Annotated in this window: 18 protein-coding genes, 1 other RNA gene and 2 pseudogenes; 9 read left to right on the top strand and 12 right to left on the bottom strand. The window is 32.5% G+C overall.

Annotated features, from left to right (window positions below; genetic code table 11):
- Positions 1–179: 179 nt before the first annotated feature.
- The 9 genes from HYQ40_10450 to HYQ40_10410 all read right to left on the bottom strand — a co-directional run bounded on the left by HYQ40_10450 (position 180) and on the right by HYQ40_10410 (position 13720).
- Positions 180–440: a hypothetical protein gene (locus tag HYQ40_10450; GenBank protein MBZ6528182.1), complete on the bottom strand. Its 261-nt coding sequence runs from the start codon at positions 438–440 to the stop codon at positions 180–182.
- Between the two features lie 430 nt (positions 441–870).
- A complete protein-coding gene (locus HYQ40_10445) occupies positions 871–1782 on the bottom strand; it encodes an Mrr restriction system protein (protein ID MBZ6528181.1) in 912 nt (303 codons plus the stop codon).
- 85 nt (positions 1783–1867) lie between these two features.
- Complete coding sequence (locus HYQ40_10440; GenBank protein ID MBZ6528180.1) at positions 1868–5194, bottom strand: DEAD/DEAH box helicase family protein; 3327 nt, start codon at positions 5192–5194, stop codon at positions 1868–1870.
- A gap of 1 nt (position 5195) precedes the next feature.
- A complete protein-coding gene (locus tag HYQ40_10435; GenBank protein MBZ6528179.1) occupies positions 5196–7106 on the bottom strand; it encodes an Eco57I restriction-modification methylase domain-containing protein in 1911 nt (636 codons plus the stop codon).
- A 19-nt stretch (positions 7107–7125) separates the two neighbouring features.
- Positions 7126–7359 carry a TIGR04540 family protein gene (locus HYQ40_10430; protein MBZ6528178.1) on the bottom strand — a complete coding sequence of 78 codons (234 nt, stop codon included), beginning with the start codon at positions 7357–7359 and terminating at the stop codon, positions 7126–7128.
- 332 nt (positions 7360–7691) lie between these two features.
- Positions 7692–11894 (bottom strand): hypothetical protein, encoded by a 4203-nt coding sequence (locus tag HYQ40_10425; GenBank protein ID MBZ6528177.1) that lies wholly within the window; start codon positions 11892–11894, stop codon positions 7692–7694.
- Positions 11895–12229: 335 nt separating this feature from the next.
- Positions 12230–12694 (bottom strand): hypothetical protein, encoded by a 465-nt coding sequence (locus HYQ40_10420; GenBank protein ID MBZ6528176.1) that lies wholly within the window; start codon positions 12692–12694, stop codon positions 12230–12232.
- A gap of 165 nt (positions 12695–12859) precedes the next feature.
- A complete protein-coding gene (locus HYQ40_10415; GenBank protein MBZ6528175.1) occupies positions 12860–13144 on the bottom strand; it encodes a hypothetical protein in 285 nt (94 codons plus the stop codon).
- A 261-nt stretch (positions 13145–13405) separates the two neighbouring features.
- On the bottom strand, positions 13406–13720 hold the full coding sequence (locus tag HYQ40_10410; GenBank protein MBZ6528174.1) for a DnaD domain protein: 315 nt from the start codon (positions 13718–13720) through the stop codon (positions 13406–13408).
- Positions 13721–14409: 689 nt separating this feature from the next.
- Here HYQ40_10410 and HYQ40_10405 point away from each other — a divergent pair.
- The 3 genes and pseudogenes from HYQ40_10405 to HYQ40_10395 all read left to right on the top strand — a co-directional run bounded on the left by HYQ40_10405 (position 14410) and on the right by HYQ40_10395 (position 15765).
- Positions 14410–14934: pseudogene (locus HYQ40_10405) on the top strand (sugar O-acetyltransferase).
- A gap of 140 nt (positions 14935–15074) precedes the next feature.
- Positions 15075–15212: a hypothetical protein gene (locus HYQ40_10400; protein ID MBZ6528173.1), complete on the top strand. Its 138-nt coding sequence runs from the start codon at positions 15075–15077 to the stop codon at positions 15210–15212.
- A 34-nt stretch (positions 15213–15246) separates the two neighbouring features.
- Positions 15247–15765, top strand: a pseudogene (locus HYQ40_10395) (GrpB family protein).
- Between the two features lie 315 nt (positions 15766–16080).
- Here HYQ40_10395 and ssrA read toward each other — a convergent pair.
- Together ssrA and HYQ40_10385 are read right to left on the bottom strand one after the other, a co-directional pair.
- Positions 16081–16446: a transfer-messenger RNA gene (gene ssrA, locus HYQ40_10390) on the bottom strand.
- 66 nt (positions 16447–16512) lie between these two features.
- On the bottom strand, positions 16513–17280 hold the full coding sequence (locus tag HYQ40_10385) for an NRDE family protein (protein MBZ6528172.1): 768 nt from the start codon (positions 17278–17280) through the stop codon (positions 16513–16515).
- Between the two features lie 319 nt (positions 17281–17599).
- Between HYQ40_10385 and ald the strand changes: the two genes are divergently transcribed.
- The 3 genes from ald (at position 17600) to HYQ40_10370 (ending at position 20009) form a co-directional block, all read left to right on the top strand.
- On the top strand, positions 17600–18715 hold the full coding sequence (gene ald, locus HYQ40_10380) for an alanine dehydrogenase (GenBank protein MBZ6528171.1): 1116 nt from the start codon (positions 17600–17602) through the stop codon (positions 18713–18715).
- A 372-nt stretch (positions 18716–19087) separates the two neighbouring features.
- Positions 19088–19597, top strand: coding sequence for a TetR/AcrR family transcriptional regulator (locus HYQ40_10375; GenBank protein ID MBZ6528170.1), 510 nt, complete (start codon positions 19088–19090; stop codon positions 19595–19597).
- A 1-nt stretch (position 19598) separates the two neighbouring features.
- Positions 19599–20009 carry a DUF2871 domain-containing protein gene (locus tag HYQ40_10370; protein MBZ6528169.1) on the top strand — a complete coding sequence of 137 codons (411 nt, stop codon included), beginning with the start codon at positions 19599–19601 and terminating at the stop codon, positions 20007–20009.
- A gap of 69 nt (positions 20010–20078) precedes the next feature.
- On the opposite strand, the gene HYQ40_10365 is transcribed toward HYQ40_10370, so the two are convergent.
- Entirely contained in the window at positions 20079–20237 is a 159-nt protein-coding gene (locus tag HYQ40_10365) for a hypothetical protein (protein MBZ6528168.1), read from the bottom strand.
- 280 nt (positions 20238–20517) lie between these two features.
- On the opposite strand from HYQ40_10365, the gene HYQ40_10360 reads away from it, so the two are divergent.
- The 3 genes from HYQ40_10360 to fetB all read left to right on the top strand — a co-directional run bounded on the left by HYQ40_10360 (position 20518) and on the right by fetB (position 22532).
- Positions 20518–20940 carry a cupin domain-containing protein gene (locus tag HYQ40_10360; protein MBZ6528167.1) on the top strand — a complete coding sequence of 141 codons (423 nt, stop codon included), beginning with the start codon at positions 20518–20520 and terminating at the stop codon, positions 20938–20940.
- Positions 20941–21088: 148 nt separating this feature from the next.
- Complete coding sequence (locus HYQ40_10355; GenBank protein MBZ6528166.1) at positions 21089–21766, top strand: ATP-binding cassette domain-containing protein; 678 nt, start codon at positions 21089–21091, stop codon at positions 21764–21766.
- Complete coding sequence (gene fetB / locus HYQ40_10350) at positions 21753–22532, top strand: iron export ABC transporter permease subunit FetB (GenBank protein MBZ6528165.1); 780 nt, start codon at positions 21753–21755, stop codon at positions 22530–22532. Before HYQ40_10355 ends, fetB begins: the two co-directional genes overlap by 14 nt.
- Positions 22533–22574 lie beyond the last annotated feature (42 nt).

The following is a 22574-nucleotide window of genomic DNA, read 5'->3' as shown; positions in this document are numbered from 1 at the left end:
AATTTTCTAGCATACAACTATATTTTTGAAAAGTACTTTAATTAAATTAAGTTAGATTTAATAATCAAATTTAGGAAATTTACTGTATATTTCTTTTTTAATATCTGGCATATTTGTATGAAACTCTTCAATTTTTGCAGTAAGTTGCTCAATTATTTCTTTTCCTACAGGGTTAATTATTAAACTAAAATCATCAACATTTGTAAAAAAGTATTATTATATTTAAGCCTATGAATGTCATTTCTCTTAGCTTCAGGATCTTTTTTAGTAGCATGCGCATCACTAAATAAGACAGGAGTTAGTACATCATCTTTTAAATATACAGACTGAAATTTTGACTGATTAGATATACCCCCAACTGCAGTTACATTTTCAAGTTTTTGAGGCACATTTAACGAATTACTTTTTCCCAATTCAAAATATAAATACCATTCTCCCAATTTTTCATATTATTAATGTTCATGTCTGTAGTAATATTAGACTTTGAATCAGTTTTATTGCGCTCAATCCATGAGGGAAATGTTGATAAGTTCTCTGCATCATAAGGATCAAATACAATATTTACATGTCCTTCTTCTAAACTTAACTCTATTCCTGGATAAACTTCACAATTTAATTTTTCTAACGACTTCTTTATTTCCAAGAAATTATCCATATCAAATAAATCATGATTAGTAATTGTAATGGCGTCTAAATTTGTCTTAGTTACATAATCTTTTAACCACTCTAATGAGAATTCAAATTTATAGTCTTTTTCACTAGGAATAGTATGTATATGAAAATCATTTTTTTAACTATATGTCTCCTTAATATACACTTTATAGTTTTATAAATTAACAGTTCATTAATAAGTTATACAACAGTCTATATTTACTCTTCCTCAAAATAAAAATCATTCAACTCATAAGTAGTTACAGGAGTTACATAAAACTCATACTTAGCTACCAAGTCACATATATCATCACCATTAATTAAAGTAATAACTCGTGTTCCAATTCTTGATGCTTCAATTGCAGATCTTGTATAGTCGGAAGTCGTTATGAAAATGCCATATTCTGCATTATACTTATCCATTGCTCCACGAAACTTATCGATTTCTGGAGAGCTTACCTTACCTTCCCAGCGTTTTGCTTGAAGTGCAACTCGAGTGGTTCTAAAGTCATCTGCTGTTATGTACCCAAATCCATCAAGCCCACCGTCTGCTGTAGCTTGTATTCCGATTGATTTATCTAATTCTATCCCCATTCGATTCATCAAACCTCTAGCAAACATTTCAAATTTATCAGGAGACATCTTTTTGAGTGCTTCATTAAGTTGAGCTCTCCAGACCTCTTCTATTCCTTCTGAATCTATTACTTCCTCTTCAGGTTCTATTTCCACAGTTTCAGTTATTTGCTTCTTAGTTTTTCTTTTCTCTGACTCTTCTTTCATTGCTGGTTCTGAAATGACACGTACTTCTTTAAGAGGATCAAAATTTTCCAAGTTAACCTTTCGACCTTTTTCTGTTAGTTCAACTTCACCTCTATTTGGATACTTTACAAATCCAGCTAACATTAGATGTTTAATTGCAAAACTAAATTGATAATTAAATGGTTTATACTCATTCCCAGTTTGTTTTGACTTACTAGTATAATCAATATAATCTTCAGGAATAAGTGTAGAATTATCATATATATCACGCTTGATATCCTTACGTTCTGCAATTCCTCCTAAGTCAACCAAAGACTTTAAAACCGCTTTCATAATTAAGTCTTCTCGATCGTATGTTGTCTTTTCATCCATAATTTTTGGTTTCATTACTAAAATAGCTCTCCTTTTTGAAAACCCCATATCCTATACTAATGGATATGGGGTTAGTTATAAACTATCACTCAAACACTTCATCTAATGTTTCTTCTAAAGTTCCGGCTTCTGCATATGGATAGGCATCTAATTGTGCAAAGTTCTTTTGACTAATGCCTTCGGTCAATTCACTAAAGATAAAACTAGTTGCGATTCTATAAATAATCTCTGTAGGCGCTAATCCATACACTTGGTTCTCAAGTATATGTTTCAGACGGTCATAATCATCAGGAATCTCTGACTTGATTACTTCACTGTTATACAATCTTTTAACGACTTCTGTGATGTATAAACCTGACTTCATATACAAATCAATAAAGGTCTTAGAAGAATCATCGTAAATACCTGGATTTTCATCTTCTAATTGTTGTACCATCTTTTGAACAACCCATTTAGGCGTATAAATTTGATTGGTATTTTGAGGTGGAATATAGTCATAAATATTCTCATCGGTTTCTTCAAAGTAGTTTGATAACTCAGATTTCTTGCGTAAAAATTCAAGTATAGATTCATTAAATACTACTTCGTTAAACAAGTTACCATTAAATTGTTGTTCTTCACCTTCATCATCAACATACGTTCCACCATCTCGTAAGAAAATGAACTCTTCTAATGTAACACCTGTAACATCATAAAATACTTCATCACTAACATACTCATCAAAGTTCATTAAATTTAAATCTTCATTCCCATATGCCATGATAAAACTAGGTATGGCTCTAGAAAACCCACGTAAGTTTGATCGTATATCATCTTCTACGGTATTCTTTTTCTTCTCTTCTTGATTTACTTCATGTTCTTCTATAATTTCAGTAGTCGTTTCTAAAACTATTTCCTCTATTTTAGCTTTTAGGTCATTATAGGTTTCTTCACTAAAGGTTTTGTTTTCTTCCTCAACTTTTTTAGGATCTTCTAATGCACCGTCATCTTCTAATTGGGCTTTACGATCTGCCTGACGCGCTTTTAACTCTGCTTCAAATGTTTCCGTTGCTCTATCAATCTTTTCTTTAGCAGCACGCTCTTTTTGCTTCCGTTGGTTGATAGTCAGCCCATACTCCGTACGCATTTTATCAAAGCTTGGCTCTAATTCTTTGCTTAGAGCATCACTTAACTTTTCTCGAACTTGAATATTGGTTGTAAGACCTATATCTGCAGGTTGAACAATCTCCTCGATTTCTTGTCTCTCGTAAATCTTGTCACCAAAAAGTCTGTCTCTTTTCTCTTCGACAACTTCATCTTCTACATATGCATTTCCTTCTTCATCTACGTTTAAATCTTCTACATCTTTCGAATCTACTTTATCTTTATTTGTCGTTAATTTACCCTGCTCTGTTTTTTCAAACTTATTGATAATATCTAAGGCCTTTTTAGATCGGAATATACCTGCAATATTATTAAATAATAAGTTACTCATGAATCCACGACGAACTACCTCTCGTGATTTAATTCTTTTTGGTAAAGTAAGAACTTGTTTGGCATCTAATTCAGTCATTTGACCGTCAGTATCTTCGCCAATAACTGGAAAGAAATTTAGCAAACGCTTTATATTATCTTCACGTTCTTCCATTGTGCCACTTCCGCCGGAGGTTGCACTATTTAAATTATTCGCAAATTCATCAATAATATCTAAAGTTCTCTCAGGTGCAAAGTCAAAAATGTAAGCATTTTGTTTTCGATAAGTTACTGGATTACCTTCAGCATCTCTATCCGACCATTTATGAGGATTTTGAGCACGAAATCCTGCTTGCATATAAAGAGCTGGAGATTTAACATTGCTTAACATCAGAACACCAGACCACTCAGGAACAGTTACACCTGTTGTCAATTGGCCAACTGTGAGAGTAATTGTTTTGTCATTATTAGCTATTGCATTTTTTACTCGTTCTAATGCACTATTTCGACCGTCAACATTCTCTTCATCAACCTCTATTTCTTCTCCATTAATTTGTTCAAGTTTTCCATCTCCAGCTACAGAAACAACTTCATAGTTTTCAAATACGGGGTGATTTCGTAAAATATTAGCAAGGGCTTTGGCACTATCTACTCTATTCAACAACCATAAAGTATGCTTTAATTCATTTCTTAATTCTGGAGTAGAAAATGGATATTTTTGATTACTTGTTAAAGAATCTAGCCAATTTAAGACATCTGCTTCATAAATTAAATTGCCCTTATCATCAGTAGAAAAAAATTCATTCAGATCAAAAGCATAATCCACATTCGTCTCTTCCTCTAAATCAGCACCTTGTTTAATTCGGTTAACAATCATGTTCGACATTTGATATGTATACATGTTTAAAGTAGGTAATTCTTCATATGGATTATGTTCATCAGTTTCACTTTCATCCCAGTTCGCTTTCGCTTCCTGCTCATCCATATAAGACCAGTTAAATATTTGATGGGATTCAAATTTATCACTAGCAATTTGTTTAAAAGGGGTCCCTGAAAGATGCAATATGTAGTCCGTTTTAATTCTCTCTAAGGCAAACTCAGTTTTATTCGTGTCAACAGCCTCATGTGCCTCATCAATTACTACTAAGTCCCAATTTAAGTCTCTGATCCAGCGTAATTTTGGATAATCCCCTCCAAAGTAAGCAGAACCTTTTAAATCCTGCAAACTAACAAATGCAATTTGTTTTGAAGCCCCTAAATCTATTAATTTTTCTGTGTATTCATTCCGACTTAAAATATCTCTGTGTGCAATCGCAGGACTATCACTTACAAAGTGATAATTATGTTCTTTATCATACTTAATAAATTTTTCGTAATCATCCACCCATGAATTTCCGACTGCTGGTCTATTTGTTAATATTAAAACATTTGAAAATTCCATTTCTTTAATCAAATCGTAAGTAGTTAAAGTTTTTCCAAATCTTGGTTTAGCATTCCACAAAAACTCTTCTGACTCACGACTTTTGAAATATTCAGCAGTCATTTCGACAGCTTTGGCTTGTTCTTGTCTTAGAACGTAACTCTCAGATTTTACAGAACCTTCTAACTCATGAATGTCTTCTTTTAACATAAAAGCAGAAACCATTCGCTTTGATTTACTTACATCATTTTCAAAATTAAACCATTCAGTGCCGCTCTCTCTAGGAATACCTTTACGAACCAAGTAGGCATGGAAATCATGGTCATTGAAATAATACCCGTCATTGAAACGTGCGACATAGTCCCACAACTTTTCAGGAGTAATACCGACCGTATGCGTTTGTTCACGAATCCGCCTATCTACGTCTCTTTCTGTATAACCAATTTTAAACCAACCTTGTTTTTCTATGTTACTTGGTGTTCGATACGCATAAATTTTTGGAATAATACGTGTTTTCGTATTAATATAGGGTGTTTGCATATTATTCCATCTCCTTTACATTGTTTTCTATGAAGTTTATTTCTTCTTGAGACAACTCATATTTTTTGTAAAGTTGTTGGTCAATTACAGGAATGGATTCTGACCAGTCAATATCAGAATTACTCGTGAAGTCCTGAAGAGGAACTTCTAGCCATTTATCTCTATCATTGTGTTGTGTTATTTTCAAAATCCCAAGCATTACTCGAGCAAATTTGGTTTTAATATATTTTAAAGCAGCTTCTGCTTCAGTCTTTGTATCAAAAGCTCCGATTCCTATAAAAGTTTGAGTGTAACCTTCACATGGTTCTGCTATTAAGGGAGTTGATAAAGTCTCTCCTAATAGACCTGTCCCATTCGCACTTGGAACTAACACTTTATATTTATTTAAATTTTCATGTTGTTGATCTACATATTCTTTGGCTATGTATCTCCAAACTCGTTTATTTTTAATTAAACCAATTACTGGAATATCTGAGTCATGTTTTCTTTCTTCAGAAAACACAAAAATTTTTGTAAATATATTATTTCTAAAACGTCTATCTTTGCCATTACTTCCAATTTTATTTTTGATTTCTGGATAATCCTTGTACAACTGCACTAAATCAAATCTATTCTGTGTATATATTATATTAGATAAGTTTTCTCTATCAGAATTAACTTTTTTCATAATTGTTCGCAATTCGTCATATGGGGTAAATACTTTAATTGGAACCATTTTTTTTAGGGAGTCATAATATGTTATTGCTACTCCACCTTTAATATCAGTATTTGGAAAAATTTCATTACTCTTCTGTTCAAATTTTAGAACTTGAAAATTTGGACTATTTAAAATCTTTTCATTCCAAGATTTTGGCGTACTACCTGCATTAAACAAAAACCTAGCAGGATGTATCAAAATAGCTTTATTAGCAATACTTTGAGCTGCATCTATAAAAAAATGATAAATTGGAGGAGCAAACTCTTTATTTTCATCTTCTACATGATTCTGATATGGTGGGTTACCTATCACAACGTCAAATTTCATTTCTGTGTCATTCCTTTCCGAGATCAATTTGAATTCGATTGTCTTGTCTTTTCCCCACAACTTTATTCTAGCCAGTTTAGGTGTGATGTTCTCTTCAGTCCCTATCTCTTCAAATAAACTTAATTGAGTACCAAAATATCCAGTCCCACTATCTGAATGTGGCACTTCATATGTTAAGCCGTCCATTTGAAATACATTCAGACTTATTATTTTAGTAATTTCTAATAGTATTTTCTCTTTTGGGAAAGCTCCGAACATATAAAAATAGTTATCTATAAATGTTAAAATTAAATTTTCTCTAGCTAGTAGAAGTGAGTCTCCTTGATATTCATAACCATAACTGGCTTTATAGATTTCAACGGCTAACTTCAGCCATTCTTCTTCTATTTTTATTGCTTCATTTAATTTTTTAAATTTAACATCAACGAAGCCTGCTCTGTCTTTTAAAGATATTACTTCTCCCGTTTCCATATCATAGCGGTTTACCATGTATGGAGCCTCTCCACATGTAATTTCAAGCCATTTTTTTTGGATAAAATCAGCCAACGGTAAATTTTCCATATCCTCTAGAGCTGCATCTACTTGTAATTTAATTACCCATGAGGGTGTGAAAACTTCTGCTCTATTACGCTGCCGTTCAAGTTGGATATCTATATCTTTATCTACTCTTGGTCGAATAAAACCTTCATACCATCCAGTAATAAGATCTATTTTAATTTCTTGATCATCTCGGAATGAATAGCCATGAATTATATAGCTATCTGTCCCCCATTTTATATTCTTACCAGTGGTATGATCCTTAAGCAGTAAACCTAATAGAGATTCATTTTCTCTTAAAATAGTTGAATCACTTAGATTCGAGAGTGATAAGTTATTATTTTCGTTCAAGAAGCCACCTCCTTTGTTTTTAATTAGTAATTATATTTGCTACTATTGTTAAACGATTTTTACCGCATTGTTGCTTAAGTATTGTAGTAAAATCATCATTTTTTATTATTTTACGTTGGTTATTTTTATAAATCATAATTATATTTTCTTCTAACTCTTCATCTGTTAGATTATCTACCCAATATTCACCAACTATTTCATTAATTACAGTTGCAACTTCCCGTTGGGTACGGTAAAATCTCTTTACTTTCACAGAATCACCTCTGTCATATTTAATTCTTACTTTTATTATACTTTAGATACGTATAGTAATCTAATAATTTTTAAGAATGTAAAAAAGCTTTAAAGAAGACAGTGTCTTTCTTCAAAGCTTTTTAGCTTTACATCTTGATGTGACAGTCATTTAGAGCAGAGTTTAAAGCAATAGACATACCAATGTCCGTTAAAACATCTGTAAATCGTTGTCTAATGCACCAGTCATTATGAGTGATAAATCACTATAAAATTAACAAAACTTATTGTGGGTTTTGGATATAAGTTATGTCATTACGATAACTACTATAAAATGATTTGTAGTATACGGTTTCAAACTTTGTTATTAGACTTATTTGACTTACCAGGAGTTTCTAATCTCATTTTACTAGCAATATCAAATTTCTCATTGATACACGCATAACCACTCCACTGACTCCATGTTTGCATTCTATCTGGTTTTCTAAAGCTTTTTTCTCCAATTAAGGTCCAAAACACTCTGTATCTCTGCTCTTCTAAGAATTTATGAAGATAAGTTTCTTTTATGATCAATCCATAATCTTCATCTATTAATTTTGTATCAAATGCCACTAGCTCATCTTCTACATAGAAAAATCCATCAATCGTTTTTTGCTCTAACTTTAAAATATTTATAATTTCTGAATTCGGTATTTTAAAAGAAATTGAACTCTCCTCAAGTGTTCCATCGTATTGGGACTCATATAAAAACTCATTACTACCTGGTAAGACATAATAACCGATTTCTTTTACTGGATGTTTTATGGTCTTATACTTTATTTCCTCATTATTTTCTTTACCTAATAGCAGATTTTCAAAATATGAAGAGCTATAATCCCGTACTCCTTCTTCAAAATACTCTCCTGTCTCAATCTCTATAGCAAACCACTCGTTTTTCAGTACAGTATTTTTTAATGCAGAACTCCAATAATATTCTCTATTAAAAAATTCATATGATCGGCTACCCTCAGGATAGTTTCTTCCATAAAATTTCCTAGTGTCTATATCTTCCAAACAACTTTCATAATCTTCTTCTTTAACAAAATATGCCTGGATAATGTTATAAATTTCTTGTCGTTTTCCATCGTATTTTCGTAATATATTTTCATTTTTTTCAATTTCTTTTATGTGGTTTAAAATTATCCAATTATTTCCTCGAGAATCTTTTATTTTAATTTCATTTTCAATATCATCAAATAGTGTGGAAGTCTTATTTACCCAATCTATTATATCTGTTTCTTCTCGATCAAAATCGTCTAAAAATTCTTGTGAATATAACTTGTCTTTAGGATTGAATTCAATTAAATTTTTACCAGGTTTAAATCTATTGTTTAGTGTTGGATCAAAATCTCTAACATATGGATTCCATGGACCGCTGTAATCTTCTGAAATATCGTAATCGTTTTGTACTAAATAATTATCAGCTACCTTGGCTAAAAGATTATATAAAGCAATCCATTGATATTTTTTTCCAATTCGTTCAACTTTTCGCGTATCATGCCTGTCAGTATAATAATTATTAATGTCGTGTGGAAATAGTCTGCCATCAAAACCTATAACATTAAAAATGTAATCCATAGCATAATAATAGCCATTTTCATTATCAAAGTTTTTAAATTGATTTAGTGCTGAATCAAACACGTATCTTCCAAAATCTCCATAAATTCCTGGGCCACTATTCTCAGTATTCATAGAAGAGATAATTGCATCTATTGAAGAATCATTTTTTCCGAAAGAATCATACTCCATTCTTTCCATTTCAGGAATATCAGAAGAATTATAAGGCGGTCTGATTTTTTCTCTTGAAAAGTCCAACTCTTCGGGATATTCATATAAATATAGCTCTATAATCAATCGTGCATAATCCCTTAATAAGATATCTGGGTACACTTCATCTGCCAGAAAGATAGTTTTATATACGTAATTTACTAACTCTTTATAAGTTTCAGTTTTTTTGTCCTTCACGCGCACTAATACTCCAAAAACTACACCATATAATCTGTGAACTATATATGGGTCGTTGGTATTTTCAAACTTTTTTAGCAGGTCTAAACATAATTGAAAATTATCCTTAAGAATTACAATCATAGCCTTTGAACAACGGTCTCTTAACTTTCTATTACTAGATGTCAAAGTCCAGCTAAACAATATAAGCATTAGTCTAATTTGCTCATTTTTTAGAGAGTGTGTATTTATTTTCGCAGTTTCAAAAGAAAATATAATCTGACCTAGTCTAGAATCACTACTAATTCTATTTATAAAAGTTGTCCATAGTGAGTCTCGATTAACCATAGACATTTGAGAAAGATGACTATCTAAAAATCGTGCATTAGTTGAATTTTCTAGCTTAATACTGTTATCTATTAGCATATTATATAAAGTATCGATTGAAACTTCGTAGTTATTAACTATCTTCCTTAATATTTCAACACTCGTATTTATATTTTTTCTAATAGTAAAGGATTCTATGAAACGCTCTGCTAAATCATTAGCTAAATGTATATCTTCTTCATAAATAAACTCTAATACAGGTATAATTATATCTCTTCCATAACTTTCATATCCCATTTCTGAAGTAAACAATAAGGGATCTATCATAGAATAATTGAGACTATCACCATCAATTAGTACATCTAAAATATTATATTCAAGTTCATCTAAGTTAGTGCTCTTTTTGAATATCTCATTTCCAAGTAAATAATCTCGTACTAAGTTATAAGAAAATGTATAATAAGTTTCGTCAGGATTTTCAACTTTATTTATTAATCCATTTCTTATAAGTGAGCCAATATAATCATGCTTTTTAAATACTAATCCGTTGTTTTCCCAAAACGGTATTGAAAAAGTTTCTTCTTTAGAAACAGTCCATCCATTTCCTACCAGCATTTTAGAAACAAATTGAGCAAGAAATTCTTTTAATAAATTAAAGTCTTCATCGAATTCAATTTCTTCTCTAGATGATTGATCAATTTTTTCTAGCGTTTTACTAAATATCTCTTGAATGTCCATATCATATCCTTCAAAGTTTTCACAGAATAATGTTAAAAATAAAGGGTTTAACATTTGTTCATTAAAATATAACGTTGGCGAAAAGGTTATATTGTAGTAATCTAGAAAGATATTTATCTGGTCATAATTAAAATTATCAAGTCCTTCGTGGTTTAGTACAGATATTTTTTCTTCTGATATCAATTCATTTGTATAATCTGATATTAATTTCTCCTCAAATCCATTTCTAAATGAAAAAGCAAATTTTAGGTAAGTATAATTGTCTAAAATTTGAGAGATATCTTCAATAATGTTCTTCCAAATAATATTATCTTTAGTTTCATTTATTCCATCAATAAAAATAACAACCGGCTTGTTTATTAATGTTCCAAGAGCATCTAAACTATCTAACAAGTTATTTAGATCTGTATTAGGTATATTAAGTAAATCAATTAATTGATTTTTAACAGAGTTGTTTTTTATGAATGAATACCCTGGCAATAAAATTGTTGGTCTTTCTTCATAAATTAAATTATTAGCAGAAATGGCTAAAGTATGTGATTTACCAACCCCTGCTTTTCCTTTCAACAATAGAATTTGATTATCAATTAGTCTTTCTTCAGATTTAGAAAGCAATAAATTATCTAGTAAACTCTTTACTTTTTCTAAGTCCTGCCTTTTAGAAAGCAGCTTATCTCTTTCTTCGTTTTTAAAATCAGCAGAATAAATTTTACCATTTAGCTCATTTAAAGAAATCTCAAGCCGTGAAAATTTGTCATCATATTTATTCTTAATATATTCATTTAGTTTGTAATAATCATTTGCATTTTCTATCTTACCTGACTTAAGAATATCTTCTGCAATATTATCTAATAATTCTCGTCCGCTTGGTTTATAATAGAATTTAATTTCCTTGAGATAATTTGAAACACGAGTAGACAATAATTCGTCCGACATTTCACTCTGACTAAATAAGCTAACAGATTTTTCTGTATCAGTTGTTGCATTAAACTTCTTATTATAGCGATAAGATAGCGAATTCAAATTCCATTGTACTTGTTTTTGAAACCATTCAGCATCAAACTTATGTTGATTAAAGAATAATGCACTAGCATGTTTTGATTTCGCAGCTTGTTCAAGCAGCTCTATGTTGGTAATCGCAATACACTCTATAGATGCTTCTTTTAAAATCTTAACGCACTCTAAATAACTTGAATTATTAGTACTTACATCTTCATTGCTAAAAAGGTAGACTCTATCCAGTTCACCCTCGTAATTATCTTTAATGGTTTGAAAACTCTTCTTAATTTGAGAATAGTCTATTCCTTTTGAAAAGTATTTAGCCTGAAAACTTATTTTTAATCCATCTTTTCCAGTAACTGGGTCAACTTCAATTCCTTTATGATTTGGATTAGATCTCAAAGGAGTACCTTCTACACAATAGTTTTCTTTGAACAACAGTCTGCTTAAACTCTCAAAGGAGCTTGTTTTATGGTTATTATTCACGTTAAAATGATCCCAAGTAATCATTTATTTTCTCCCTTCTTTAGAAATACAATCAACTTAATTATAGGAACTTAATTATAGCATTTTTTAAGCAATAAAGTATAAAAGGGAAAGCCCCAATAGCTTTCGCTATTGAGGCTCTTGTGAAAATCTATTTCACTGAATCGTGTTATAAAGCAAAACAGACACATATATAACAATAAAATCTACTTCCTATGTTTAAAAATATTTTTAAAACCATAGAAAATCACAATTTTTTTCCACAAACAGAAGAATAGTTTTTTGAAGATTTCTAGATTGCAGAAAGTACTAAATTTTAACATTATATATATTCTTTTTTAAAGTTCTATTTATCATGCTCAGCGCAGTTCATCGATTTCATTTATACTCTCTTGCTTTTCATCTTTTATTCTCCTAGCAATTTCAACTGCTTCTTCACTATTCATACTCTCTATTTTTGAAACTAAATCTCTTACTCTTTTATATTCATCTAAGACTTGTTTTTCATTTGCTACTAGTAATCCTTCGATTTCTTCTCTTTTATCAATTGGAAAATGTTCACCAGTTCCGACTTGTTTTAAAAGAGCTCTAACATTCGCATTAATTCTTCTAACTTCTATTAACCACTGTCGAAGATCTGAATCATCTAAATTAACAGAAATCGGATTATCAATTTTATCAAGAGTATTTAAAACTAATGAAGACATAGTCATCCTTTCTGCTTCAGCTTTTGATCGAATCATTTCTTTTTCTTCTGGTGAAACTCTTAAGTGTAATCTACCACCATCGGGCAATCTGACCTGAATACTTTCAGTTCTTTTCATACAAAATCTCTCACTTTCTTTTATTAATTTTTTTCCTTTTTTAAAAAATCGAGCGCAGCGACAAGAAGGTTTCAGGAATAATTCCTGACAAGCCAAAACTTTGTTTTGGGGGTTTGGTGTACACTTTGGTGTACAAACCCGTTGCTTGCCTGTCAAAACCTAAGATTATTGTCGAATGTATATATGTCCTTCAATTTCAATTTTTATTTTTTTGGAATCAATATCTTGATCAGCTTCTTCACTTTTTGAGTCTTTAGAGTTTTCAAAATTATTATTTGAGTTGTCATCTCTTAAAATCAAATACTCAATATATTCTTTCATTGTTACTTTATTTTTCATAGCCTGTATACGAACTTTGTCTTTTAATTCGTCGTCAATTCGAATTAAACTTGTTTCTCTGTTTTGAGATATTTCATTTCTTTTAGAATCATTTAAATTTTTTCTATTCATTTTTAAAACTCCTTTGCTTATTTTGAAATTAGATTTTGAGATTAAATAATATAAGAGCATGCTCTAAATTGCGCATAAACTTTTATAAAAGAACATGCTCTTTATAGAAATTACTCAGTGTGTTATAATTTTCTTAGAAAGTTTTATTTCTGTCCTTACAAATGCCAGTTTGTGAGGACTTTTTTATTTTTAAAATTATTTTTTTGATAGAATTTTTATTTACGCTTTGTATTTCCATATTTAACTCCTTTCTCTTGATTTCTACTTTTGTAAATCCTTAAGCCAATTAATCATAGGCACTGATTCTATTTCATTTATCATTTCATCAGTGTAACCTCTTTTATAATCCCTTCTATATTTTCTGATATCTTCAGCACTATACAATTCTTTTTCTTCCCAATCCTCAAGTAATGCAATAAGATAATTTATCGATCGTCCATTATTTAATTCAAATGATTCTATAGCTAATAAAATAACCTCTTCAGCTTCCTCAAGAGTTTTATTGTGAAGATTCATTAGTTTCGACATAGATATTGCTATTGGTCTCAATTGATTATTACGCGCCTTCAGGCCCACCTATTCGTCCTATCGAGTCTTTCAATATCCAATTGGAGTCCACTGGTACGCAGATCGAGTCCAGTAAAATAGCCATGCCAATTTCAGCACGACTATTTCTACAGTTTTTAATTGATTGCTTTGTGTTCGCGCATGTTTAGTTGACCCGTGTCATACCAAACCGCATTATGAACGATTCTGTCCATTATCGCGTCCGCATGGACGCCGCAAATGTATGTTTATTAAAGTTTACAAGTTCCCAATCACTGGGTATCAAGTGTAGATTGTCTGTTAACACCTGAATAGTTTCGTCTACTTCAATATCATCAAACAATACATCTGAATTCGGAGAAAAACCACGCTTTAGTTAAAAAATAGTGAATGGAAAATTGAAGAAATAATGTAATCGATGAATAGCTAGGTGTCTAGAAATAAAAATAGTTGTGGGAAAAGACTATTCCTTTAAATAGTAAAATACCTCTGTACATTCAAAAATGGTTCTATTATATAGTGGGAAACGACGCTTTCCTTTTAGAAGCTGAACTGTCTGCTTGATTACTTTTTCTATTTCAATTCAACTTATACTTTATATAGTCATGTGAAAATTATTTACTTCATTCCAGACTATCTATATAATCTTTGTACTAAAGCATTTAAAGAGAAAGAAGGAATTGAATATCTATTGAAAAAGAAAAATACTAACTGGAAAAATGTATTCCCCAGAAGACCCACAATTGCTGAAAGAACGAGCTGAAGCGCGTCAGTTAACCCAAGAGTTTAACGGACCAGTGTCATACGAAAGACGATATACTATTTTAAAAGAGCTACTAGGAACGATGGGTGAATCAATCGGTATTGAACCGAGCTTCCAAGTTGATTATGGGTACAATATCCATGTCGGTGAAAATTTTTCTGCCAACTTCAATTGTGTTTTCTTGGATGTCTGTCCTATTCGTTTCGGCAAGAATGCGATGTTGGGGCCTGCTGTTCATATTTTAACACCTGAACATCCACTAAATCCGACAGAAAGAAATTCAGGTTACGAATTCGGCCGTCCAATAACAATCGGAGACAACTGCTAGATTGGCGGAAATGCCACGATTATTGGCGGTGTCACCCTGGGAGATAACGTTGTGGTCGCGGCTGGTGCAACAGTCACGAAGTCCTTTGGAGACAATGTCGTTATAGGGGGTGTTCCGGCACGCGTATTAAGAGAAATTGAAATTGAAGAATAAAACTTTATGCTAGAAACACTCAGACATAACAATTAACCAAAAAATTATAATCTTTCGTAAAAAAAATATTGATCCATCACTTGAATTGATTGCAGCTATCTGTCTAAATTTTTATACAATATTGTAGTATTCACTTCTCTATGGGAGCTTCAATTAAAGATGTTCAGGCTCGTCTAGGACACACAGATATCCAAACAACAATGAATATCTACGCTCACGTTACAAAAGAAGAGAAGAAAGACACAGCTAATAAATTTGCGAAGTTTTTGGAGAATTAAACATAACAAAATCAATTAACGAGGAGTTTTATATATGCTTGGTTTGCCTAGAGGTGAAGTATTTCTAGTTCCATGGTCTAGTGAATGGGAAAAAGAGTTTATATCAGAGAAAGAAAGAATACAAAATAAAATCGGAGTGTATACTGCAGAAATCCACCATATCGGTAGTACAGCAGTAGAACATTTAAGTTCAAAACCAATCATTGACATTGCAATTGAACTTAATTAATATACTGACAGTGAAAAATGTGTCTCAGCTTTAGAATCTATCGGTTACACTTCACATGGAACCAATATTTTGCCGGATCGGTATTATTTTACTAAAGGTGAACCAAGAACACATCAAATTCATATGTATCAACATGGAAATAAGTATCTCTTAGAGCAGTTAAACTTTAGAGACTATCTTAGAGAAAATCCCAAAGCTAGAGTTGATTATGAAAAATTGAAATTTAAATTGTCAAACCTAAATAATAAAAATAAGCATAAGTATGCTGAAGAAAAAACGACTTTTATAAAAAACATCTTAGAAAAAATAATTAATATAAATTAATGAATTAAAACCATTATTTTTTTCATGTAGTAATAGAAATGGTAATGGTTAGTAATGGTTTATAGCAATTGTAAACAAAGTTCGGGAATTAAAAAAGGCTTCCTACCAGCCTTTAGAAGCTGTTAGGAAACCTTAGTAAAGCTATTATTGAGTTGAGGGGGTTCAATTCCCTAGCCAAGCACCCTCAATTCCTATTTATAACATAAATAATCATTTTCCTATACAAAAAAAAACCAGCGTATCATAGCAATGGCCAAATCACTATGCGCTGGTGTTGTGTCATGCCCAGATTAACTGGACATAGCTATATTTTAACAATGGAGATGAGGAGATTCGAACTCCTGTCCAAATATCTCGCCACTTACGAATCTACGTCAATAGTTTATCCATTTAAAGTTAGCTCCCTGTTAGCCGATAAACGGGCATCACAGTTCGCGAGTCTGGTAATCTCTTCGTTAACTTACAGACGGAAAGTTAGCGCGTATCCCACTGAATTTGAGACCGGAACCTGAGCACATGGGTGATGCCAGGGCGATCTTCACCCGCAGTTCTTAGGCTGCTAAAGCGAAATTATTGTTTGTATTGTTTGCAGTTAATTTAAACTGTAGCGTTTTTAGGTAGTCGCTGCCTACCTGACGCATCATAAGTTCGAACAATACCTGTCGAAACCAAGACATCCCCGATATGATACTTAGTAAGTATAGCACGCTTAGTACCATATGTCAAACTTAGTCAGTGTTTCTCTCTTCATGATATCTCGAATTCTTCTGTTGTTACTTGTATGGTCTCTTCTGGGTTATATCGTACTTCTTTCATTTGAACAACACCTTGGTCATCAACAATTAAAGCCGTCGTTGAGACGGTTCCAAACTCCTGACTTCCTTTGATAAAGATCGATGAACTTTGTTTAGCATACGCTTCATTCAATTGTTCAGGATAATCTCTAAAGTCTGGATTAGGTGTTCGATCTTGGAAAGATTCAATTAATCGATCAATTGACGGCGGTCGTTCCTCTGCAGTCATACGTTCCAAATTTGTTTCTGAATGTGATTGTCGGAATTTAGACAAATCATCTTTAGTATTGCTAACACTGTGAGTCCCATCTGTAAAAGGTTTAAATTCATCAATCACATTGTCATACAAATATAAATCATCAACCGTTCCAAAGACTAAATTATACCCATCATAATTCATCCGATTCTCTCTTAGTTCCTTTGCATAATCAATGGCATGGATATCACTTTTAAGAAAGTTTGTTATTAATGCTCCTCGTGAAGTAAGTTCAATCGGCTCATGCTGAGTGAATGGTTGATTCGTTAACGCAGCAAACCGCCCTGTTTTTGTAATAGCAAGCCATGTTCCCCCAGCTTTCATATCTCTTCCTCCGAGTATGTCAGGATTATCCTCCCAAAAATGAATTGGTTTACTTTCCCGTAGATACGATTCGTCTCGATTGGCTACAAGTATTAATGGATACTTACTACTGCTTTGCTTATTAAATGTTATTAAGCACACTTTAATCACCTCGCTAAAGTTGTCTCTTTTCTATAAATAACGCTCATTTATGTTAGTATATCACTCTCAATAATTTTTAGTATGAATGTGCTTATATTGAATGAAGAGACTATATAATTAAATAAAAACCTATTTTGTTATATATTGTTTTCATTGTTCATTAAGTTAAATTATTAACCTAAATTTAAACTCCTAGATTAGGCTATTTTCGGAAAAATAAGTATATCATTATAACTTTTTCACGAATCGTGTTATACTAAATTTGTTGGAAATTTATAATTTGACATTTGATAAAAGAAATTTGAGGAGAGAAATATTTATGATAATTGGAATTCCGAAAGAAATTAAACCGAATGAAGATCGCGTTGGTATGACACCCGGTAACGTGCAAACGTTAGTCGAAGCAGGTAATACAGTTTACGTTGGAAAACACGCAGGTGACGGATCTGGTTTTACTGATGAGGAATATATCGAAGCAGGCGCTGAAATTAAATCAGACGCAAAAGACGTGTGGTCTGCTGATATGGTAATTAAAGTAAAAGAACCTCTACCAGCAGAATATGATTACTTCCACGATGGATTAATCTTATTCGCATACTTACACCTTGCTCCAGAATTAGCATTAACACAAGCTCTTCTAGACAAAGGCGTTATTGGAATTGCTTACGAAACAATGGTTGAAAATGGTGCCCTACCGTTACTTATCCCAATGAGTGAAGTAGCGGGACGAATGGCTGTTCAAATTGGTGCTCACTTCTTAGAAAAACAAAATGGTGGCCGTGGAATTCTATTAGATGGTCTACCAGGCGTGAGCAGTGCCCATGTTGTTGTTATTGGTGGAGGTATCGTAGGATACAACGCAGCAAGACTCTCAGTGGGTATGGGGGCTAAAGTGACAATCTTAGATATTAACCCACAACGTCTAGCTGAATTAGAAGACTTACTTGATGGTCAAGTTGAGACATTAATGTCTACGGAAGAGAATATTACCCGTGTCATTCAAGATGCTGATGTGGCAATCGGATCTGTGTTAATCCCAGGTCGTCGTGCACCAATCTTAGTAACTGAAGATATGGTTAAGACAATGAAAGAAGGATCTGTTATTGTTGATATCGCCGTTGACCAAGGTGGAAACTTTGAAACAACGACACATGCGACAACACATAAAGATCCAATCTATATTAAACACGGTGTTCTACACTATACAGTGGCTAACATCCCAGGTGCTGTGCCACGTACAGCTACATTAGGTTTAACAAACGTTACTTTACGTTATGCACAAGATATTATCAGTAAAGGTGTTAAACAAGCAGCTTTAGAGAATTCAACTATCTTAACAGGAATCAATACGTATAAAGGACATCTTACACAAGAAGGTGTCGCTGAATCCCAAGACCGTGAATATCAAGAAGCTATAGAATTATTAAAAGATTAATTTAATTCAAAAAACGTCATCCTTATAAGGATGACGTTTTTTTTGCCGTACATTACCTACTACGTCATTTAGAATGAGCATGCCGAAATATTCTTTTCATACTTTTAGATTCATAACACCGATTTTCTTCTCACCTGCTGGGCCGGCATTATTCTATGTAATGTTTATAATTTAAGTTATACCTTTTTTTCAGAGTGACAGAGTGTCACTCTCGTGCTATACTCTCATAGTGACATTCTGTCACTAATAAGTTATAGAGGAGGTTTTCATATCCCTAAAGATACTTTTTTACATTTAGATGCTGATAAACGCACACAGATTGAATTGATTTTATTGGATGTTCTTTACGATCAACCACTGAGTCAAGTAAAGGTGTCAGAAATTATTTCTTTAATGAATATGTCTCGCGGCGCTTTTTATAAGTATTTTAAAGATTTGGCTGATGCGAATGATTACTTAATATCAACAGTGGCACGCGCAATTCATATTGATATTATGCAGCACATTCAACAAAGCGAGGATGCCCTATTCGATGGGATTGCGAATTACTTGAGGGAAATTAGTCACCTCGATCATCAAGATATTCAATGGAAACAAATCAAATTCTTAACTCGAAGTGATCAATTGATATTCTCAAGACGTCGTAAAGTTCCTTCAGAATCACATATGTTTGATCATTGGTTTACGATATTAGAGAAGAATCACTTTGATATCTCAAATAAAGAAGAAGCGATGAGCTTTTTATACTTTGTCATGTCATTGGTTACGAATAGTTTAACTGAATATATCGCCAATGAATGGGATTCACAGACACTTCTCTTAGAATACGATCGAAAGATTTCTTGGTTACTACATGGCATAAACAACACAAAAGGAGATTAATATGCAACACAAATTAGCACGTACGAGTATGATTTATATGATTTTAGGTCTGGCTTTCGGATTATTTGATCGTGAATTCGCTCGAATTTATGACTTTACTGGCTATACTCAATTAGGAGTATTACACACACACACTTTAATTTTAGGAATGTTCTTTTTCTTAATTGTATTAATTCTTGAACACCAATTTAAATTAAGCGCACACCGCCATTATAAAAAATTCATTATGTTCTACCAATCTGGTTTAGGCTTATCTTTACTAATTATGTTAATTCACGGATCAATGATTGTGATGGGAATGGAATCATCTGCAATGATGTCTGGGATTGCTGGTATTGGGCATATTCTACTAACAATTGGTCTTGGCTTTTTCTTTAAAGTATTAATGGATAGTATTAAAGCAGTTAAATAGTTTTATTTAAGAGGAGCCCCCTTTTAATCCTCGTTTGGATTTAAGGGGCTCTTAATAGCTTGCACCTGATTAATTCGAGTTATTTATTTGATCAATCTTTTCAACAGCTTCGGTGAAATAATTTTTTAGTTGATTAATTGTTTCGATCGTTATCAATAAACTCTCTTCTTGAATATCAATTGATTTTATACCTTCTTTTTTATATTGTTGATAATATCGATCTAACAACACATCACCCTCACTTGTATTGCTTATATAAGTGATTCATTTTTCTGTTGTTGACCATTCTCGAATTACTATACCTTTGCTTTATAAGCTTGCCTTTAAATCTTGAAAACTACTCTCTCATTATGCCCCTTCAAATCATTACCTAATATAAATATAATTTGCTCCCTCAATATTTTTTTATAAAAAACATTTATATTATTTGACAAAATTTTATATAATCGTTATTGTCTATGTAACATATGTATTTTAGATGTGTAAACTATTACGAGGAGGATTTAATATGGAATTTGACTACAAGGACCATGGTAAAAAGCCGTATGTAATAAATATCGAAGATGCAACAAAGGAAAATAATAACTATCGTACTACAATTTGGACAGGCGAAAAATTACAAGTAACTGTCATGTCAATTCAACCAGGTGATGATATTGGTTTAGAAGTACACGAAGGCATTGATCAATTTATTCGAATTGAAGATGGTGAAGGCTTATGTAAGATGGGGCCAACTGAAGATGATTTAAATGTACAAATAAAAGTATCTGATGATGATGCTGTATTTGTTCCAGCAAATATGTGGCATAATATCGAGAATACTGGAGTTAAACCACTTAAGTTATATACAATATATGCTGGACCCGATCACTTAGAAGGAACAGTCCACCCGACTCATGAAGATGCAGAAAACGATCCGAATGAACATTAAATAATCAATCATTAACAAAGCAACTCTGATCCGGTGTTAGTTCATGACATTGGCTCAGAGTTTTTATATATATTTTTAGTACGTCTTGCAAAGTCCAATTATAATACTTACAATTAGGTTATATGTTTTTCAAAGAAAGGTGATTACCGTGTCAGAACTTATACAGATTAATAATCTAACAATTAAAACCAATACGCAAACAATCATAAGTAACTTATCATTTAACGTTCAACCCAACGAAATTCTTACGATTAATGGCCCTTCTGGGAGCGGTAAAAGTACCGTACTCAAATACCTTGCGCAATTACAAAGTCCTGCCTTAACAACGTCAGGTGACTATTTATTCAAAGGTGAGAATGTCGAAGACATTGATCCCATTGAATTACGTCAAAATGTCTCATATTGTTTCCAAGCGCCAACCTTATTTGGTGAGACGGTGCGCGATAACTTACAGTTTAGTTATGATATTCGCGATATGGACTTTGATGAAGAGCTTGCGAAAGATTTGCTTTCACATGTTCAATTACCGAAGTCGTATTTGGATAAAGACATTACAACTTTATCTGGTGGAGAGAAACAACGTGTGGCTTTAATTCGTAACGTTCAATTCCGTCCTGATATTCTTTTACTTGATGAGATTACGAGTGCCTTAGATTCAGAAACTCGAAAAATCATCTGGGAATGGTTAAATCAATACCGTAAAGAGAATAATGTTACAGTTATTTTAGTCAGCCACATTGAAAAAGAACAGCAATTAGCTGACCGAATAATTACTTTAGATAAGATAGCCTTCGATGAAAGTGAGGATAACCATGAACCAGCTTAATGTGACCCCAACTTCTTTAGTTTTATCATTTATTTTAGTCATTATTGCGATTATCATTTCATACCGAGAAAAATTAAAACTTGAAAAAGAGTTAATTATTGCGATTGTCCGCATGATTGTTCAACTCGTTGTGGTTGGGTTCCTATTACAAGGAATTTTCCAAGTTAATAACACATTTGTAACACTAGCGATGATGCTAGTCATGATATTGAATGCTAGCTGGAATGCAGGACAACGTGGTAAAGGGCTGAAAAATGCTTTTATCAATTCTTTAATTGCGATTTTAACCACAGCGACGATTACGATTAGTGTCCTTGTACTTTCAGGTAGTTTGGAATTCACACCCTCTCAACTTATTCCAATTACTGGGATGATTATCGGGGGCTCAATGAGTTCGATTGGTTTAGCCTTCTCTACCCTATCACAGACGTTTACAGACCAAGCACAAGCCGTTCAAGAAAAACTGGCTCTTGGTGCGACACCTTATCAAGCTTCCCAATCGATTCTAAAAGCAACAATGAGTCGGGGGTTACAACCAACGATTGATAGTACGAAGACTGTTGGATTAGTGACTTTACCTGGGATGATGGCTGGTTTAATGTTTGCGGGAATTGATCCTACTAAAGCCATTCTTTACCAAATTATGGTTATGTTTATGATGCTAGCCTCTACAGCAATCTCTACTTATATCGCAACTTACTTAACGTATCGTTCATTCTTTAGTGACCGACACCAATTACGTACAAATCGATTACAAGATAAATAAAAAAATGAGTTAGAGAGATATTTCTCTCTAACTCATTTTTTG

This window comes from Aerococcaceae bacterium DSM 111021, assembly GCA_020112395.1.
In the GTDB taxonomy this organism is placed as follows: Bacteria; Bacillota; Bacilli; order Lactobacillales; family Aerococcaceae; genus Ruoffia.
The sequence above is the reverse complement of the archived record's forward strand: the minus strand, read 5'-3'. Positions and strand labels throughout refer to the sequence as shown.

What these genes read in the sequence shown, in the direction of transcription:
- HYQ40_10445 (MBZ6528181.1), bottom strand. Translation starts at nt 1,782, where the DNA reads ATGGATGAAAAGACAACATACGATCGAGAAGACTTAATTATGAAAGCG.
- HYQ40_10440 (MBZ6528180.1), bottom strand. Translation starts at nt 5,194, where the DNA reads ATGCAAACACCCTATATTAATACGAAAACACGTATTATTCCAAAAATT.
- HYQ40_10425 (MBZ6528177.1), bottom strand. Translation starts at nt 11,894, where the DNA reads ATGATTACTTGGGATCATTTTAACGTGAATAATAACCATAAAACAAGC.
- HYQ40_10420 (MBZ6528176.1), bottom strand. Translation starts at nt 12,694, where the DNA reads ATGAAAAGAACTGAAAGTATTCAGGTCAGATTGCCCGATGGTGGTAGA.
- HYQ40_10415 (MBZ6528175.1), bottom strand. Translation starts at nt 13,144, where the DNA reads ATGAATAGAAAAAATTTAAATGATTCTAAAAGAAATGAAATATCTCAA.
- HYQ40_10400 (MBZ6528173.1), top strand. Translation starts at nt 15,075, where the DNA reads ATGGGAGCTTCAATTAAAGATGTTCAGGCTCGTCTAGGACACACAGAT.
- ald (MBZ6528171.1), top strand. Translation starts at nt 17,600, where the DNA reads ATGATAATTGGAATTCCGAAAGAAATTAAACCGAATGAAGATCGCGTT.
- HYQ40_10370 (MBZ6528169.1), top strand. Translation starts at nt 19,599, where the DNA reads ATGCAACACAAATTAGCACGTACGAGTATGATTTATATGATTTTAGGT.
- HYQ40_10360 (MBZ6528167.1), top strand. Translation starts at nt 20,518, where the DNA reads ATGGAATTTGACTACAAGGACCATGGTAAAAAGCCGTATGTAATAAAT.
- fetB (MBZ6528165.1), top strand. Translation starts at nt 21,753, where the DNA reads ATGAACCAGCTTAATGTGACCCCAACTTCTTTAGTTTTATCATTTATT.